Below are 15,823 nucleotides of genomic sequence, written 5' to 3'. Positions count from 1 at the left end.
TCGAGCGTTGCCAAGCCATCGGCGATGGGTCGGACCGCTTGGTCCAGGCCTGTTATCGGCGCCCCGGACGAGCAACTTCAGCCGCCGGGGACGGAGATTCCCGCGCCGGCCGCGGGCCCGGCGATGCAATGCGTACAATCTCCGCCGTCGCGGGATCCGTCAGGATGCACCCGACCTGGACGACTTCCGTCGCTCCTTGATGTTGGCCCAGGCGTGGCGGCCGTGGTCCCCGAGCTGGCTCATCACGCGTCCCAGGGCCGACCGTCCGGAGAGGGAATGGAGCTGGCGGACCAGGCTGGTCCGCTCCGCCCGGTGAAGCTGCGCGGCCAGGGCCGGCAGGACCGACTCCAGCACGCCGAAGGCCTTGTCGTCGCCCAGGCCGGCCGCCGCGAAGGCCCCGAAGGCCGGCGGCAGCGTCGACCTCACGGCATCGAAGACGGATCGAACCGCCGCCTCTCGGACCCCCTTCCCATTCTCCCAGTCATAGGGGGGAGCCCACGGAGCACCGATCTCGGCCCGATCCACGCCCGTGACCACCACCAGCGTCGGCGGGGCCTCTTGCTGCGGATGCTCCATGAAGTGGTGGTCCCATGCCTGCGCCACGGCGACGTCGGCCGGCTGAAGGCCGCGGGACTGGTCCAGCACCAGGATCACCAGGTCGGCGTGGATGGCCGCCTCGGTCGCTTCCTTCCGGGATCGACGGTCGCGGCGGCCCTCTCGATCGACCGTGCCGGAGTATCCGGGCGCCTCCACCCAGCGCAATTGGCGGAGCCGATCGATGAGCGAGGGGTCCAGCCCCTGCCCTTCGAACCAGGCCCGAATCAGGCCCGCGTCACCCGCCGTCGCCTGCTTGAGCGCCTCGATCAGCCTGGACTTGCCAACCCCCTGCACCCCCACGACCGCGACGACGAGCGGCGCATCCGCGGCCGGCTCCTCCCGACGCCGTCCGCCGGACCGACGGGTCAGGCGACGATATCGGTCGGCGCCGATCGCCAGCCGGCCGCTCATCAGCTCGACGAGGTGGACGCCGATCCGGTTGACGTACGCCTGGTAGAACCATCGCAGCACGTTCAACTGCATGTCCCGCCAGGCGGGCTTCACCAGCATCTCTCGCGTGCCCAGCCGCGCCAGGCCGCTCAGGGGGTTGAGGAGCGGGGAGAACATCGAGTAGATGTCATTCGCCTTGGATATGTAGTTCGATATCTGCACGGCACGCTGCCAGTGGGCGAGCGTGATCACGTCCGCGCCGGGCACCTGACGCGAGAGGTGGGCCAGGTCCTCCGACGCCAGCTCGATCGCCGTCAGGAGCTCGATCAGCGGCACCTGGGAGAGGGGATTGTCCGAGCTCGGATGGTAGAAGCCGGCCAGGCGAGTGAGGAGCCGTCGGCCGGTCTCCATGTAGAGGTCGGCGTTCGTGAGCTCCTCCATCGACAGCTCGTCGCCGGCCCTCGCCTCCTCCTCGACGAGGCCCCAGGCGTCGCGATCGCGGGGGGAGAACGTCTCGGGCGAATCCCAATCGAGCGGAGGCATGATCGCGTGTACATTCTTGGTCCATCTGGCGGCGAGGACCGAAAACGCCACGCCCGCGGCGATCCAGACGAGGGCCGCCAGCCAGAGCCAGCCCGCCTGCCAGAGCCAGATCGTACCGAACCCGACATACACGACGACCGGGCCGACCAGCAGGAACGCGAGGACCCAGAGTCGCCACTGCTTCAGCAAGCCGAGCATGTCGTGCCCCTACTCAACGCACCCGGACCGCGCTCCCGCGGCCATCGATCGGGGTACGCACCATGGAAGCCGTCCACTACGCCCAAGCAACTGCCGCACCGATTCTCGCCCACCGTTCGTCGACCTCGGCCCGCCCAGGATCGGGGTGCCCTCACGGATTCGCACGACCGCCAACAAAATGGGACGCCGATCACCGCCTCACTCGTCGGGAAGGTTCCCCTCGCCCATCAGATACGATGACGGCATGCCATTCGCTCAATCCATCGGATGATGCGGCTGAAGTCCCTGCACCACAACGCGCGTCGCTCCCAAGCAATCATCATTGCCTGTGGTATAAGTTGATTCTAGAATGCTAGTTATGGCAACAATCGGCGAGTCGATTAGGGGCGGAGCAGGGTCTGCCGTGGATTGCTCTGGAAGCGGGTGCGGAGCCTGCACATGATGAACTGGCGAACCATGTGAAGGTGGCATTCGCGGAGTCTTAGGACGCCGGGCGCCCGTGAGGATGGGCGCCGGCCTGGAGCGGGATGCGGTGGTAGAAGATCAGCTCGAGGGTCTGCCGATACGAAGGACGGTGGGCGACTTCCTGGCGACTCTGGAGCTGTCCGGAGTCCTGTCCGATTCCGAGATCCGCGCCATCCGCAAGGGGGTCGGACGCAACGACGATCCGCAGGCGGTCGCCAGCCGGCTCGTCGAGGGGGGCAACCTGACGGAGTTCCAGGCCGGGCGACTCCTCCTGGGCAAGTCGTCGGGACTGGTCTTCAATCGCTACGTGCTGCTGGATCGCATCGGGCTCGGGGCGATGGGGCGAGTCTTCAAGGCCCGCCATCGGCTGATGGACCGGGTCGTGGCGCTGAAGGTGGTGCTCCCCGCCCACGCCACCTCGTCGAACGCCGTGAATCGGTTCTTCCGCGAGATGAAGATCGTCGGGTTGCTCGACCATCCCAACGTGGTGCGTGCATTCGACGCCGACCAGTTCGAGGGCTCCCCCTTCATCGTCATGGAATACCTCGAAGGCGAGGACCTGGAGAAGGCCCTCCGCCGCCGGGGGATCCTGCCGCCGGACGAGGTCGTCGGCTACATGGCCCAGGCGGCCTGGGGCCTCGCCCACGCCCACGAGAAGGGGGTCATCCATCGGGACATCAAGCCGACGAACCTGTTCCTGACCAACACCGGCTTCGTCCGCGTGCTCGACCTCGGGCTGGGGGCCTTCGTGGGCGTCTCGAGCGCCAAGACGGAGCCCCACGACACGGACGAGGGCTTCGTGGTGGGGACGACCGACTACATGTCCCCGGAGCAGCTCTCCGGCGAGTCGATGGACGCCCGCACCGACCTCTTCAGCCTCGGTTGCGCGATGTACCGCCTGCTCACCGGCAAGTACGCCTTCCCGGGCGCAACGAAGATGGACCGGATGCTGCGGCGGGTCAGCCAGCCTCATGTCCCGATCACGGAGATCCGTCCGGATCTCTCGCTCCCACTCGTCCGGGCCATCGACCGACTCCTCGCGCTCCGGGCCGAGGACCGGTTCGAGTCGGCCGGCGAGGTCGCCGAGGCGCTCGAATCGCTCCTCCCCAAGGCCGATCGACCGAGCAGCCGGCGGGCTCTCTCCTCGACCATCGAGAGACGGGTCAAGGCGCCGGTCGCGATCCACGCGACGCCGGACGACCCGCTCGACTGGTCCCGGATCGAATCCGCCCTCCGTCCCGATCGGAAGCCGGCATCGGACCCCTCGCCGACTCCTCCCCCTTCCTCCTCCCCAAGGATCGAGGAGCGGCCCGCCTTCCGACCGGACGCCCCTCGTCATGAACTGGATGATGACGAGGAGGAGGCCGATCTCCGTCGCGAACTCGCCGGCGCGGCCCACAAGGACTACCGCAAGGAAGTCATCGAGCTCAAGAAAGCGATCGCCAGCGGGAGCGAGCAGGTGGCCCGGAGTGCGACTGTCCACTCCGAGTCCACGTGGCTGGAACGCGTCGGAGAGCAGATCGGCGATTTCCTCGCGGAGCCGAGCGCGAGCCACATCATCTACATCGTGATCGCCATCACGCTCATCGTCGCGGTCGGGCTGGCACTGGTCGCCGTCTGAGCCGATCTCGGTCAGTTCCGCAAGAAGGCGCCCAGGCGGGTGGCACACGCGTCAACGATGGACTTGATGGCCCGATCGATCTCCTCGCCGGTCAGGGTCCGCGAGGGTTCCCGGAACATCAGGCCGAAGTGGACGCTCTGGCGATCCTCGGGCAGATTCCCGCCCCGGAACGTATCGAGGTACTCCACGCCCACGAGCGACGGACCGCCGGCGGCCCGCACCGTCTGTTCCAGGTCCTCCCACCCGAGCGCCCGGTCCACCACCAGGGACAGGTCCCGAGAGACCGCCGGGAAGGCCGGGAGGGCGTGATGCTGCGGGATCAGGATGGCCCGATCGAGCAGGACCCCCAGGTCGAGCTCGGCCGCGGAGCAGCCTTCCCGGAGCTCGAACCGGTCGAGCTGGGATTTCTCGACCTCGCCCAGATAGCCGAGGTGGACGCCCCCGACCAGCAGCTCCGCGGCCCGCCCGGGCGCGAAGAGCGGCAGGTCGACCGCGCGGGCCGTCAACGGGCCGGCGACGTGGAGGCGGCCCAGGAGGCCCTCGACGACCCCCTTCGCGCCCCGGAAATCTCGGCTGGTGACGATCGCCAGTCGGGTCGGCTCGTCGGGCAGCTCGCCGGCCCCGCGCGGGAGATAGACGTTGGCGATCTCGAAGAGCTCCGCCGCCGGATTGCCGCGGGACTCGTTGTAAGCCCGGGCCGACAGCAGGCTGGGGAGCAGGCTCTGACGCAGCGCGACTTCAACCTTCCGGCTCGAGTGATCGATCCGCAGGGGGGCGGCGGCCGTCCCCGGCTGCACCGGCCCGCCGAGGGACTCCTCGACCAGGCTGAAGGTCACGGATTCGTCCATCCCCAGGCCGGTCAGGGTCTCGCGGACCGCGGACTCGACCCGTTCTCGGACCGCCCGCGGCGCGCTCGTCATCGGCACGGCGCGGTCCTCGGGGATGTGCTCATAGCCGTGGATCCGCGCCACCTCCTCGATCAGGTCGATCTCCCGCTCCAGGTCGGGACGCCACGTCGGCGGCCTGGCCGTGATCGCCGAGCCGTCCTGGCGGACGATCTCGAGACCGAGCGCCGCGAGGATCCGCCGGACCTCCTCGCTGCCGACCGGGATCCCGAGCACCCGCTCGATCTGGGCGTAGCGGAGGGTGATCGGCTCGCGCGGCCGGGAGGGAGCCCCGACGTCGATGAGGCCCTCGTGGAGGGTGCCGCCGGCCGTCTCCAGGATCAGCTCGGCGCACCGGCGGCTCGCCCATTCGGTGATCTCGGGATCGATGGGCCGCTCGAAGCGGAAGCTGGACGGGCTGAACAGGCCGAGCTCCCGGGACGTCTTCCGGACCGACATGGCGTCGAACCGCGCCGCCTCGATGAGGATGTTCCGGGTCTTGTCGCCGATCTCGGTCTCGAGCCCCCCCATCACCCCGGCGAGCCCGACGGGACGACCCGCGTCGGCGATGACCAGCATCTCCGGCTTCAGCTCGTAAGTCTTGCCGTTGATCGCCTTCAGGGTCTCTCCGGGCCGGGCCCGGCGGACGACCAGCCGATGCTCCTGGAGCAGGTCCAGGTCATAGGCGTGGAGCGGCTGACCGCACTCGAACATGACGTAGTTGGTCACGTCCACGACGTTGCTGATGGGGGTCACCCCGATCGTCTCGAGCCGCTTCCGCAGCCACCACGGGCTCTCCCCCACGCGGGCGCCCGTGACGACCCGGGCGGTGAATCGCGGGCAGAGGTCCGGGCACTCGACGGCCACCGCGGCCCGGGACAGGACCGCCGGGCCGCTCGCCCGTGGCCGCGGGTCCGGCACCCGGAGCGGCCGGTCGAACACCACGCCGATCTCGCGGGCGACGCCGACGTGACCCAGGCAGTCCGAGCGATTGCTCGTGACCTCCAGGTCGATCGCGAGGTCCCCCCCGACGTCCTCGGTGGACTCGTGGTTCAGGCCGGTCAGCGCGAGCCGTTCCGCCAGGGCTTCCACCGGCATGTCGAGCCGGACGTAGTCGGTCAGCCAGTTCCAGCTTACGATCATCGTTGTTCAGGTCGCGTCCGCATCCGGACGGGGCTCGGCGTCCGCCCTGGGCCTCGGCGCCGCCTGCCGGCGGCTCTCGACGAGCCGCCAGGTCGCGTATACCGGTATGCCCGCGAGCACGATCAGGAAGCCGATCCCCGAGGTCCAGAACTTGAGGTAGATGAAATCGATCACGAGGAGCAACGCCAGGACGATGTAGATCACCGGAGTGACCGGATACCCGATCGCCCGGTAGGGCCGAGCCAGGAACGGGGCCTTGATCCGCATCAGGATCACGGCGCCGACCATCAGCATGTAGAAGGTGACATCGACCGGGATGATGTATTCGAGCAGGTCGCTGTACACGTTGCCGAAGCTGGCCCGGTTCGTCGTCGGATCCACGGTGACGGTCACGAGCATCGCCAGCACCGACGACCAGATCGCCTGGGCGACGAGCGCGGCGGCGGGAACGTGGTGGGCGTTCGTCGTGCCGGCCGCCCGGAAGAAGAGATGGTCGCGAGCCATCGCGTAGTAGATCCGCGCCCCGGCCAGCACCAGCCCGTTCACGCAGCCGAATGTCGAGATCAGGATGGCCCCCGCCATGACGTATCGGCCCTTCTCCCCGAGCGCCGCCTCCATGGCCGCCGTCCCCACCCGGTCCTGCTTCGCCCCCGCGATCTGGTCGAACGGGAGCGAGACCAGGTAGGCCAGGTTCGCCAGCAGGTAGAGGCCGACGACGCTGATCGTCCCGAGGAAGAGGGCCCGCGGCAGGGTCTTGCCGGGATCCCGGGTCTCGCCGCCGATGAAGGTGACGTTGTTCCAGGACGACTGGGAGAATAGCGGCCCGATCATCGCCAGGCCCAGCAGGAAGAGGATGGCCGCGCCCCCCTCGACCGGCAGCGCCTCCTTGTAGCCGACCGAAGGGGTCCAGCCGTTCGCCGCCGGGTTCCACCACGAAGAGGTCCACGCCGCGGCCTTCGGGCTGTAGCCGAGCGTCAGTCCGATCGCGATCAGGCCGATGAGCGCGGCCGTCTTGGCGAACGTGAACGTGTTCTGGATGAGCGCCCCGAGCCGGAGCCCGCGGGTGTTCGTGAACGTCAGCGCGACGATCAGGACGAGGGCGACGATCTGCTGGCTGGAGAGGCTGAGCGCGTACCGCCCGACGATGAGCGGCGGGAAGAGCGGATGGACGTCCGACGCGATTGCCGGCCAGAAGACCCCCAGGAACCGGGAGAACGCGACCGAGACCGCCGCGATGGTCCCGGTCTGCACGACCATGAACATCGACCAGCCGAAGAGGAATCCGAAGAGGGGGCCATAGGCGGTGCGGAGGAAGACGTATTGCCCCCCCGCGCGGGGCATCATGGCGGCGAGCTCCGCGGAGGTCACGGCCCCGGTGATGGTCATCACGCCGGCCAGCAACCAGGCCAGGAGCAGCCAGCCCGGGGCCCCGACGAGCCGCGAGGACTCCGCCGAGGTGATGAAGATCCCGGAGCCGATCATCCCCCCCATGACGATCGTGGTGGCGTCGATCACGCCGAGGTCGCGGTGCAGCCCCGCCCTGGCGGCCTTCGGGGGCGGTTCGGTCTCGGCGGTCGTCATGAGGTCGAGGTCCTCCGGGGCGAGATGCGGCCGGTCGGGCGGGATGTCAGCCCTGGGCCTTCACGAACGACTCGACGTCGGCGATGGCCTGGGTGATGGTCTGCCGGCGCCATTCGGTGAGGGCGGTATCCATCGCGAGCTTGAGCTTGTTGACCAGGAGCTCGGCGGCATCCTTGGCGCCCTTGCCGTCCGCCCGGATCTCCTGGAAGTCGTGATGATAGGCCTGGGTCGTGTGGCCGGTCGCACCCTCTGTGACGATGACCTTCGTCGAATCGTTGGCCATGGCGAGGACTCCGTGTGCGAAGCGCCGGGGGGCCGGCTCGCTTCGGGTTGTGGGCTGCTCGTATGGGGGGGTTGTGGGGCGCGGATCGGGCGAGGATCGTCGATTTCGGGGAGTGCCGACCTGGAACGCCGCGGCGATCAGAACTGCTCGAGGAACCGGACGTCCCCCTGGTAGAGGAGGCGAATGTCGTCGATCCCGTGCCGTCGCATGCAGAGCCGCTCGATGCCGAGGCCGAAGGCGAAACCCGTGACCTCTTCGGGATCGTAGCCCACGGCGCGGAGGACGTTGGGATCCACCATCCCAGCCCCTCCCATTTCAACCCAACGATCGCCCCCATGCCAGAGCATATCGACCTCGACGCTCGGTTCCGTGAACGGGAAGAACGACGGGCGGAAGCGGATCTTCACGTCCTGGCCGAGATAGCTGCGGGCGAAAAGGCGGAGCACGGTCTTCAGGTCGCCCATGGTGACCCCCCGGTCGACCATCAGGCCCTCGACCTGGTGGAACATGAAGGAGTGGGTCGCGTCCACGGTGTCGGGCCGGTAGACGCGGCCGATCGCGATGACCCGGACCGGCGGGGCCTGGGCTTCCATCACGCGGATCTGCACGGTGCTCGTCTGGCTGCGGAGCATCGTGCCTTCGGAGAGGTAGAAATTGTCCAGGGGATCGCGGGCGGGATGGACCGGGGGGATGTTGAGGGCGTCGAAGTTGTGCCGGGTGTCCTCGACCTCCGGCCCTCGTGCCACCGAGAATCCGAACCGGCCGAAGAGGTCGATCAGCTCGTCGGCGGTCTGGGAGAGCGGGTGGCGATGGCCGAGCCGCGGCTTCGTGCCGGGGAGGGTCACGTCCAGGGCATCGGCGGCGACGGCCTGGCGCTGGAGCCGGGCGCGGGCGGCCTCCAGGGCGGCCTCGAGGGCCTGCTTGACGCCGTTGAAGCGCTGGCCGTAGGCCCGCTTGTCGGCGGGCGCGAGCGCCTTGAGCCGCTCCTGGGCGGCCTTGACGCGGCCGGCCTTCTGGCCGAGATACTCGATCCGGGCCGCCTCGACGGCCTCGGGCCCGGCGGCGGCGTTCAGCGCCGCGAGGCCCGCGGATTCGAGGCGTTCGAGATCACCGAGGGCGGTTTCGAGCGTGTCCTGGGAGCTCATCGTGGCCGGGGCGATGATGCCCCGGAAGTTCCTGTGGACCTGGAGGCCGGGGCGATCAGGCCCCGGAAGTTCGTCCCGCGGCGAACGGCCGGGCTCGTCAGCGGGCGGCGGCGACGGGCTGCCGGGCCTTGACGGCCTTGTCGTGGGCATCCAGCTCGTGGCGGGCCTTGGCGACGATGGCGTCGAAGGTCTCCGAGTCATGGATCGCCAGCTCGGAGAGGCTCTTGCGGTCGAGGCCGACCTTCGCGAGCTTCAGGCCGTGGATCAGCCGGCTGTAGCGGAGCCCGCGCATCTCGGCGGCGGCGCTGACGCGGGTGATGAAGAGCCTGCGGAACTCGCGCTTCTTGGCCCGGCGGTCGCGGAAGGCGAACATGCCGGCCCGCAGCAGGGTCTCCTTGGCCGACTTCAGGAGCCGGCGACGTCCGCCGACGAAGCCCTTGACCGCCTTGAAGAGCCGCTTCTTGGACTGATTGCGGGCGGCACCACTCTTGGAACGCATCGTTCAGTTCTCGTCTCGTCGTCGTCTTGTTCCGGTGGGGACGCCTCCCGTGACGCCCCCGAATGTCGTGTCGTCTCTCTGATCGCCAGCTAGATGGCGTCGCCCGGCGACCGGATCGGGCTCGTCCGCGATCAGTCCGCCTCGGTGGAGGCCTCGGTGAGCGCCGCGGCCAGGGCGGCCTCGGCGGCCAGCCGCTCGGCCTCGACGGCCAGCGGGTTGACCGACGGCTTGTTGCGAAGCGCCGTGCGAACGCGGCGGTTCTCGGCCGAGACGCGGAGGGTGGACTTCTTCCGGAGCCGGCGAATCTGCTTGCCGCTCTTGTGGCTGTTCAGGTGCGAGGAGCCGCACCGCTTGTGCGACACCTTGCCGGTGGCCGACACCTTGAACCGCTTCTTCATCCCCTTATGGGTCTTCATCTTGGGCATGATCGTCAGATCCTGTTCATTCAAGCTCGCGATCGGGGGCCGTCGTGCCGTGGGGGCAACAGCCTCGGCTTGCTGCTCGTCCCTTCCCCAATCTCAACCCCGCCCTGCTCCGGGACGCCATGCCTCCCGGCAGGTCCGTCGACCGCGTCCAGGCCAGGGCCGTGGACATCTCGGCCTTCGCAGACCATCCCGTCTCAACCCCGAGAATGCAGCGCAGGCCGCGGGATGGAGTGGTTCGATCTCGGATTGTACCGCCAGCCGCAATCGGGCAAGTCAAGCAATCTAACACACGGCCGGCCCTGGCGTCCAGTCCATGGAGACGCCGGTTCTGGTCGCCGCGGGAACGGGGCGCAAGGCGCACGGGGTGGAGGCTCGTCGCGAACCGGCGCGGCGACCCCTCGTTCCATATCCTCGGATTGCTAGCGAGGATTGCGAGGAGGATCGGAGACCAGGGGGAGCGGCCAGGCGGGAGGAGCGATTTCACGAATCGGTTGAGGACGCATGAGCCATCCCTTCTCGATAAGCACGGTCCCGAAAACAGGGAGGTGGTTGACCGGATTCGGCCTGCTCGATCTTTCCGGCCCACCCAGTGTATTAACCACAAAGCAATCCTTGTGCCATCCGGCCAAATCAATGCAAGTTGTTGATATTTGGTGGTTTGTATCCAGGAATAGGGCGTCAAGGTTTCGGCGACGGGTGACGCATCGCCGGAAGTTCGTGCGTTCGTGCCCAGCTTCTGTCGCATCCTCGAGGCGATGCGAATCCGTCGTCGCATCCGTCTGGACTGGCCCGGATTTCGGGTCTCTGGTAGTGTTCGCGTCGATCCGCGCGGGGCGCGGTCGGTTCGCGGGCGAGCAGGGATTGGCGCCCGACGGCTCGGGCGGGAAGCACGGAGGTCGATTGCCCATGCGATGGCGAAGCACGTTCCATCTGGCCCTTGTCCTGACGTCCTGGGTGACGATCGCCGGAGCATCTCATGCCGTGGGCCAGGAGGCCGAACAGGCTCCGGCCCCGGCCGGCGGCGCGCAACAGCCGGCCGCCGCCGCGGATCGTGCGGGAGACCCCGCGAAAATGGACGACATCCTCAAGAAGTGGGCGAAGCAGAGCACGCTCCTCAAGACCCTGGAAGTGATCATCCTTCGCACCGATGACACGCCGGCCTGGGGCACGGTCGAGTACTACGAGGGCCGCGCCCTCTTCAAGAGCCCGAACCTCGCCTTCATCGACTTCAAGAAGATCAAGACCGACGACCAGAAGCGTCCTGTCAAGAACGCCCAGGGCGCCTACGACTCGGAGCCCAACGAGCGGATCGTCTGCACCGGCACCGAGGTCTGGCAGTACAAGTGCGACACCAAGCAGATCTTCATCTTCCCGCTGGAGAAGAACGACCAGAAGAAGGCCATCGAGGAGGGCCCCCTCCCCTTCCTCTTCAACATGCGTGCCGACGACGCCAAGAGGCGGTACGACATGACATTCATCAAGGAAGACCCCAAGGCGGACGCCTACATCGTGCGGATCGTTCCCAAGCTCAAGGAGGACATGGAGAGCTTCAGCACGGCGTTCATCAGCCTCGATCGGAAATTCATGCTGCCGGTCCGGATCCTGATGCTCTCCCCCGACGGCAAGAGCAAGAAGGACTTCAAGCTGGGGCCGTTGTATCCGAACAAGAAGCTCAACGAGAACAACTTCGTCGGCAAGACGGTCCCCGCCTGGAAGCTGATCCGCAACCCCATGGGTGATCAACGCCAGCCCGCCCCGGGTGCGGCCCCGCGGCGTCCCGCCCCCGCCGCCGCCCGCCGCGGCAACGAGGCCGTCCCGCGGTAGTGCTCGGCCCACCGGGGGGGACGGGGCCGACCGGAGTCTCCGGCCCGGCCCGCTCGCAATCGGCACTGGTGCGGCGGTTTGACGGTCCCTCCGGGCCTGCCTATAATCACCGGGTTAGCGACCTCGCTCAACCCGTCCGCCGCCCCAGGGCTCGACTCCAGATCGAAGCGACGGCCCCGATCTCGTCGAGGAAAGTCGAGACGGTCGCCGGCCTCGGGGGGGCGGAATCCGCGCCGCGGACGACTCTCGGAGGGGTCCGACTTCTATGATCCGCCTCAGCAACGCGCGTCACGGACTGGCCTTCGAGGTGATCGCCGCTCTCGCCCTCGCGACGGCCTTCTGTCCCGCCGCCGCCCGTGCCCAGGCCACCAACGCCGCGGATTCCACCCCGGGCCAGTTCTTCACCGTCACGGAACCGATCAACAACGACACGATCCAGCACATCCGCGCCGCGACCCGCCAGCTCGTCGACCGCAACGCCGGGGCGGCGAAGGGGAAGAGCCCGATCCTGGTCTTCGAGTTCCTCCCCGGGGAGTCCGCCCCCGGGACCAGCGAGTTCGGGACCTCGTTCGACCTGGCCAACCTGATCTCCAAGGAGCTGGGCGGCGCCAGGATGACCGTGGCGTACGTGCCCCAGCCGCTCAAGGGTTATGCGGTCCTTCCTGCGGTTGCCTGCACCGAGGTCGTGATGGGCCCCGCGGCGTCGCTCGGCCCGATCACGCCCGACGGAGGCGCGTTCGATCCGGCCTTCCGCGAGCCGGTCCGCTTCCTCGCCCTCCGCAAGACGAGAGATCCCGACCTGCTGCTGGGGATGCTCGACCGCGACGCGGACCTCCGGATCGTCCGCACGACGGATAACACCCTCCATTACCTGCTGCCCGAACATCTCGACGAGTTCCGCCGGGCCAACCAGGTGAAGTCCGAGGAGCCCGCGTGGGAAGGGGGCCAGCGCGGCGTCCTGTCCGCCGCCAGGGCCCGCGCGGAGGGCTTCTCCAAGGCGATCGTCGCAAACCCGGCCGACGTCGCCCGGCTCTATCGGATCGGGGGCCAGTCGGCCGTCGAGGACCCGACCCTGGGACAGGCGATCCGGCCCGTCTGGATCAAGATCAACGGGCCGCTCGACTCGGTCAAGGTGGGGTATCTCTCCCGGCGGATCGAGCAGGCCCGGCAGGAGAAGGTGAATCTCGTCTTCTTCCAGATCGACAGCCCCGGCGGCCTGGACATGGCCGCGGACGGGATCGCCGACCAGATCGCGGCGATCACCGACATGAAGACCGTCGCCTACGTGGACGACCGAGCGGTGGGCGTCGCCGCGCTCCTGCCGCTGGCCTGCCGCGACATCGTGTTCAAGAAGACCGGTCGCATGGGCGACGTCCGCCAGATCCTCTCGGCGCGGAGCAACCGGCTGGAGAACCTGAGCGAGGCCCAGATCCAGATGCTCGCCCGCAAGGCGGCCTTCCTCGCCGGCAAGAAGGGTCATCCCGAGGCCATCGCCCGGGCCATGGTGGACCCGGCCGCGGACGTCGTGGAGGCCACGGATCGCGAGACCGGCGGCGTCCGCCTGCTGCTTCGGGAGGAGGCCGAGGCCAATCGCGCCCGGTTCCAGGGGATCCAGCCCCGCAAGGATCCCGGCCGCGTCCTCACCCTGGGCGCGGACGACGCGGCCTCGCTCGGCCTCGGGCAGGTCGTCGCCGGCGAGGAGGAGCTGAAGGGCCTCTACGGGCTCCGCGGCAAGCCGATCCGCGTCGACGGCCCGAGCTGGGTGGACACGCTCGTCAGCGTCCTCACCGACCCGTACGTGAGCTGGCTCCTCCTGTTCGTGGGGATCTTCATGCTGGTGGTCGAGCTCAAGCTCCCCGGCATCGGCCTGCCGGCCATCACCTCGGCGCTCGCCTTCCTCCTCTTCTTCTGGAGCCACTACCTCAGCGGCACCGCGGACCAGCTCGAGATCATCCTCTTCCTGGTCGGCATGGTCTGCCTGGGGATCGAGCTCTTCGTCTTCCCCGGCTTCGGCATCTTCGGCATGCCCGGGATCTTGCTGATGCTGGCGAGCATCGTCATGGCGAGCCATACGTTCGTCTGGCCGACCCAGGAATACGAGTTCCGCGAGATGGGCTTCACCCTGGTGCAGATCATCCTCGCCCTCGTCGCCGTCGGGGGCGGCGCGGTGGTCCTGGCCCGATACCTCCCCTCCATCCCGTTCCTCAATCGACTGGTCCTCAAGCCCGAGCCGTGGACCGGGATCGACGGCGACGATCCCTCCGCCAAGCCCTCGCTCGACGGCTACGAATCGCTCACCTTCCTGATCGGGGAGACCGGCCGGACCACGTCTCCGCTGCGTCCGACCGGCAAGGCACGCTTCGGCAACCTCCTGGTGGACGTCACGGCCGACGGCTTCTACGTCGACGCGGACTCCCTGGTCGAGGTCATCGACGTCCAGGGCCCGAAGGTCATCGTCAAGCCGATGGCGTAGACGTCTCTTGGTCATGCTCCGCCCGATGCCGCGTGCCGTTGAGTAGCCATCCGAGCCAGGTGTGGCGGACCAGCAGTTGGTACGACGCCAGGAGCAGGGCCGACGTCCCCAGGAAGACGATCGAGAACTTCCAGAACGACCCGAGCGTCCAGTCGCGGACGATCGCCTGGGCCGCCAGGACGATCGGCAGGTGCGCCAGGTAGAGCCAGTAGGACGAGTCGGAGACGTAGCGGATCGCCCGGTTCTCGTCGGGATGCAGCCTCCGGAAGAGCCCGATCATCCCGAAGCACATCGCCCAGGCGTAGGCCGGCTGCAGGACCGAGCTGAGCGGTCGGTTGGGGATCGCCATCAGCCCACCGAAGAACAGGATGCTCAGGGCCAGCGGCAGCAACCACGGCCAGCCCTTGCCGAGCTCGTTCCGCTCGTCGCCGTCGAAGTAGTACAGCGCCCCGAAACCGAAGAAGATCCCGTAGTAGAGCAGCAGGTGCGGGGGCAAAATCACCCCCTCCGCCGTGTCCGGGCCGAAGTTCGGGTAGGCAATCCCCATGAAATACTGGGGCAGGAACGTCAAGGGGATGAGCCAGAGGAAGCTCGCGGGGGAGACCACGATCCAGCCGGGCGGACGCTTCCACCCCAGCCGGGACGCGACCTCCATGAATAGGACGAAGAGGGGCACGAGCCAGCAGAGGAACCAGAGGAACCACAGGTGCGCGAAGACGCTGCTCTTCACGAGCTGATAGCGGTGGCCGCCGATCCACACGGCCAGTCGCTCCGAGCCGAGCGCGGCGTCGTACGCCTTGAGCAGGCCGCTGAACGGCCCGAGGTCCCTGCCGCCCCCCGTCCGCTCCGCGGTGTTGTCCGTGATCGGCTCCAGCAGCCGGACGACTTCGGCGCGGCGGCGGGCGACGTCCTCTCGGTCCCCGATCTTCACCTGGAGGTAATCGGCGAGGCCGCTGGTGAACTCCCAGTCGGCCCGGGCGGACTCGAGCGGGCGCGAGCCTTCGTCGCCCTTGGCGTTCGGGTCGGCCCCCTTCTCCAGGAGGAAACGGACCATCTCGGGCCGCCCGAGGAAGGCCGCTCCGTGCAGGGGCGTCGTCCCGTCGCCCGCCTTCGCCTTCACGTCCGCCCCGCGCTCGACGAGGAGGCGGGCGATGTCGAGGTTCCCCTCGAGCGCCGCCCAGTAGAGCGGACCGAGCTGGAGGGTGGGGTCCTTCTCCTCGATCTTCGCGCCGCGGTCGAGCCGATCGCGGGCCGCGGGCTCGTCCTCGAGGCGGACCGCCGCGACGAGGGAGCCGTCGTCGACGAGGGCCTTGTTCAGCGAACCTCCGGAGACCCAGGTCGGCAGCGCCGAGATCAACGGGTTGATCGTCACCATCGCCAGCAGGCACGGGATCAGGATCCGCAAGGTCCGGTTCCGGAGCAGTCCGGCGGGCCCCCGGCGCCTCCACAGGAGGGCCGCGAAGTAGCCGCTGACGAGGAAGAAGAGGGGCATCCGGAACCCGTGAACCGCGAGGAAGAAGAGGACGAATCCCCCGGACCGTTGGGTATCCTGCACGGGCCACGGTATCCCGAGCGCGAAGGACAGGCAGGCGTGCAGGGCGATCCCGAGGAGCATGGCGAACGCCCTCAGGGCGTCCAGATCGTGACGCCGCTCGGACGTCGACGGGCGGATCTGGTCTATCGTGTGGCTCGTGGGCATGATCGCTTCCGGGTGATGGCGGTCGATGGCCGGGGCCCGATCCCTGGGGCCGG

The 15,823-nt window shown here is 68.4% G+C and carries 11 protein-coding genes; 3 read left to right on the top strand and 8 right to left on the bottom strand.

Features of this window, described 5'->3' with window-relative positions:
• Window positions 1–159: 159 nt before the first annotated feature.
• A complete protein-coding gene (locus G6O54_RS15595; RefSeq protein WP_165226574.1) occupies window positions 160–1,728 on the bottom strand; it encodes a GTPase in 1,569 nt (522 codons plus the stop codon).
• 532 nt (window positions 1,729–2,260) lie between these two features.
• On the opposite strand from G6O54_RS15595, the gene G6O54_RS15590 reads away from it, so the two are divergent.
• Window positions 2,261–3,814 (top strand): serine/threonine-protein kinase, encoded by a 1,554-nt coding sequence (locus tag G6O54_RS15590; RefSeq protein ID WP_165226573.1) that lies wholly within the window; start codon window positions 2,261–2,263, stop codon window positions 3,812–3,814.
• Window positions 3,815–3,825: 11 nt separating this feature from the next.
• Here the strand turns inward: G6O54_RS15590 and pheT are convergent, their stop codons facing one another.
• From pheT to rpmI, 6 genes are all read right to left on the bottom strand, one after another.
• The gene (pheT, locus tag G6O54_RS15585; protein ID WP_165226572.1) at window positions 3,826–5,841 is read right to left on the bottom strand and encodes a phenylalanine--tRNA ligase subunit beta; all 2,016 of its coding nucleotides are present in this window, start codon (window positions 5,839–5,841) and stop codon (window positions 3,826–3,828) included.
• A gap of 6 nt (window positions 5,842–5,847) precedes the next feature.
• Entirely contained in the window at window positions 5,848–7,422 is a 1,575-nt protein-coding gene (locus tag G6O54_RS15580; protein ID WP_165226571.1) for an APC family permease, read from the bottom strand.
• A gap of 46 nt (window positions 7,423–7,468) precedes the next feature.
• Window positions 7,469–7,705 carry a hypothetical protein gene (locus G6O54_RS15575; protein WP_165226570.1) on the bottom strand — a complete coding sequence of 79 codons (237 nt, stop codon included), beginning with the start codon at window positions 7,703–7,705 and terminating at the stop codon, window positions 7,469–7,471.
• A gap of 137 nt (window positions 7,706–7,842) precedes the next feature.
• The gene (locus G6O54_RS15570; protein WP_165226595.1) at window positions 7,843–8,850 is read right to left on the bottom strand and encodes a phenylalanine--tRNA ligase subunit alpha; all 1,008 of its coding nucleotides are present in this window, start codon (window positions 8,848–8,850) and stop codon (window positions 7,843–7,845) included.
• 97 nt (window positions 8,851–8,947) lie between these two features.
• Complete coding sequence (rplT, locus tag G6O54_RS15565; RefSeq protein ID WP_165226569.1) at window positions 8,948–9,349, bottom strand: 50S ribosomal protein L20; 402 nt, start codon at window positions 9,347–9,349, stop codon at window positions 8,948–8,950.
• A gap of 131 nt (window positions 9,350–9,480) precedes the next feature.
• Entirely contained in the window at window positions 9,481–9,774 is a 294-nt protein-coding gene (gene rpmI / locus G6O54_RS15560; RefSeq protein WP_165226568.1) for a 50S ribosomal protein L35, read from the bottom strand.
• Between the two features lie 906 nt (window positions 9,775–10,680).
• Between rpmI and G6O54_RS15555 the strand changes: the two genes are divergently transcribed.
• Both G6O54_RS15555 and G6O54_RS15550 read left to right on the top strand, forming a co-directional pair.
• On the top strand, window positions 10,681–11,598 hold the full coding sequence (locus G6O54_RS15555; protein ID WP_165226567.1) for an outer membrane lipoprotein-sorting protein: 918 nt from the start codon (window positions 10,681–10,683) through the stop codon (window positions 11,596–11,598).
• Window positions 11,599–11,863: 265 nt separating this feature from the next.
• Window positions 11,864–14,071 carry an NfeD family protein gene (locus G6O54_RS15550; RefSeq protein ID WP_165226566.1) on the top strand — a complete coding sequence of 736 codons (2,208 nt, stop codon included), beginning with the start codon at window positions 11,864–11,866 and terminating at the stop codon, window positions 14,069–14,071.
• On the opposite strand, the gene G6O54_RS15545 is transcribed toward G6O54_RS15550, so the two are convergent.
• Complete coding sequence (locus G6O54_RS15545) at window positions 14,055–15,770, bottom strand: acyltransferase family protein (RefSeq protein ID WP_165226565.1); 1,716 nt, start codon at window positions 15,768–15,770, stop codon at window positions 14,055–14,057. The genes G6O54_RS15550 and G6O54_RS15545 overlap by 17 nt on opposite strands.
• Between the last annotated feature and the right edge of the window lie 53 nt (window positions 15,771–15,823).

Source organism: Aquisphaera insulae (genome assembly GCF_011064615.1).
GTDB classification, from domain to species: domain Bacteria; phylum Planctomycetota; class Planctomycetia; order Isosphaerales; family Isosphaeraceae; genus Aquisphaera; species Aquisphaera insulae.
The sequence above is the reverse complement of the archived record's forward strand: the minus strand, read 5'-3'. Positions and strand labels throughout refer to the sequence as shown.

What these genes read in the sequence shown, in the direction of transcription:
- G6O54_RS15595 (WP_165226574.1), bottom strand. Translation starts at nt 1,728, where the DNA reads ATGCTCGGCTTGCTGAAGCAGTGGCGACTCTGGGTCCTCGCGTTCCTG.
- pheT (WP_165226572.1), bottom strand. Translation starts at nt 5,841, where the DNA reads ATGATCGTAAGCTGGAACTGGCTGACCGACTACGTCCGGCTCGACATG.
- G6O54_RS15580 (WP_165226571.1), bottom strand. Translation starts at nt 7,422, where the DNA reads ATGACGACCGCCGAGACCGAACCGCCCCCGAAGGCCGCCAGGGCGGGG.
- G6O54_RS15575 (WP_165226570.1), bottom strand. Translation starts at nt 7,705, where the DNA reads ATGGCCAACGATTCGACGAAGGTCATCGTCACAGAGGGTGCGACCGGC.
- G6O54_RS15570 (WP_165226595.1), bottom strand. Translation starts at nt 8,850, where the DNA reads ATGAGCTCCCAGGACACGCTCGAAACCGCCCTCGGTGATCTCGAACGC.
- rplT (WP_165226569.1), bottom strand. Translation starts at nt 9,349, where the DNA reads ATGCGTTCCAAGAGTGGTGCCGCCCGCAATCAGTCCAAGAAGCGGCTC.
- rpmI (WP_165226568.1), bottom strand. Translation starts at nt 9,774, where the DNA reads ATGCCCAAGATGAAGACCCATAAGGGGATGAAGAAGCGGTTCAAGGTG.
- G6O54_RS15555 (WP_165226567.1), top strand. Translation starts at nt 10,681, where the DNA reads ATGCGATGGCGAAGCACGTTCCATCTGGCCCTTGTCCTGACGTCCTGG.
- G6O54_RS15550 (WP_165226566.1), top strand. Translation starts at nt 11,864, where the DNA reads ATGATCCGCCTCAGCAACGCGCGTCACGGACTGGCCTTCGAGGTGATC.
- G6O54_RS15545 (WP_165226565.1), bottom strand. Translation starts at nt 15,770, where the DNA reads ATGCCCACGAGCCACACGATAGACCAGATCCGCCCGTCGACGTCCGAG.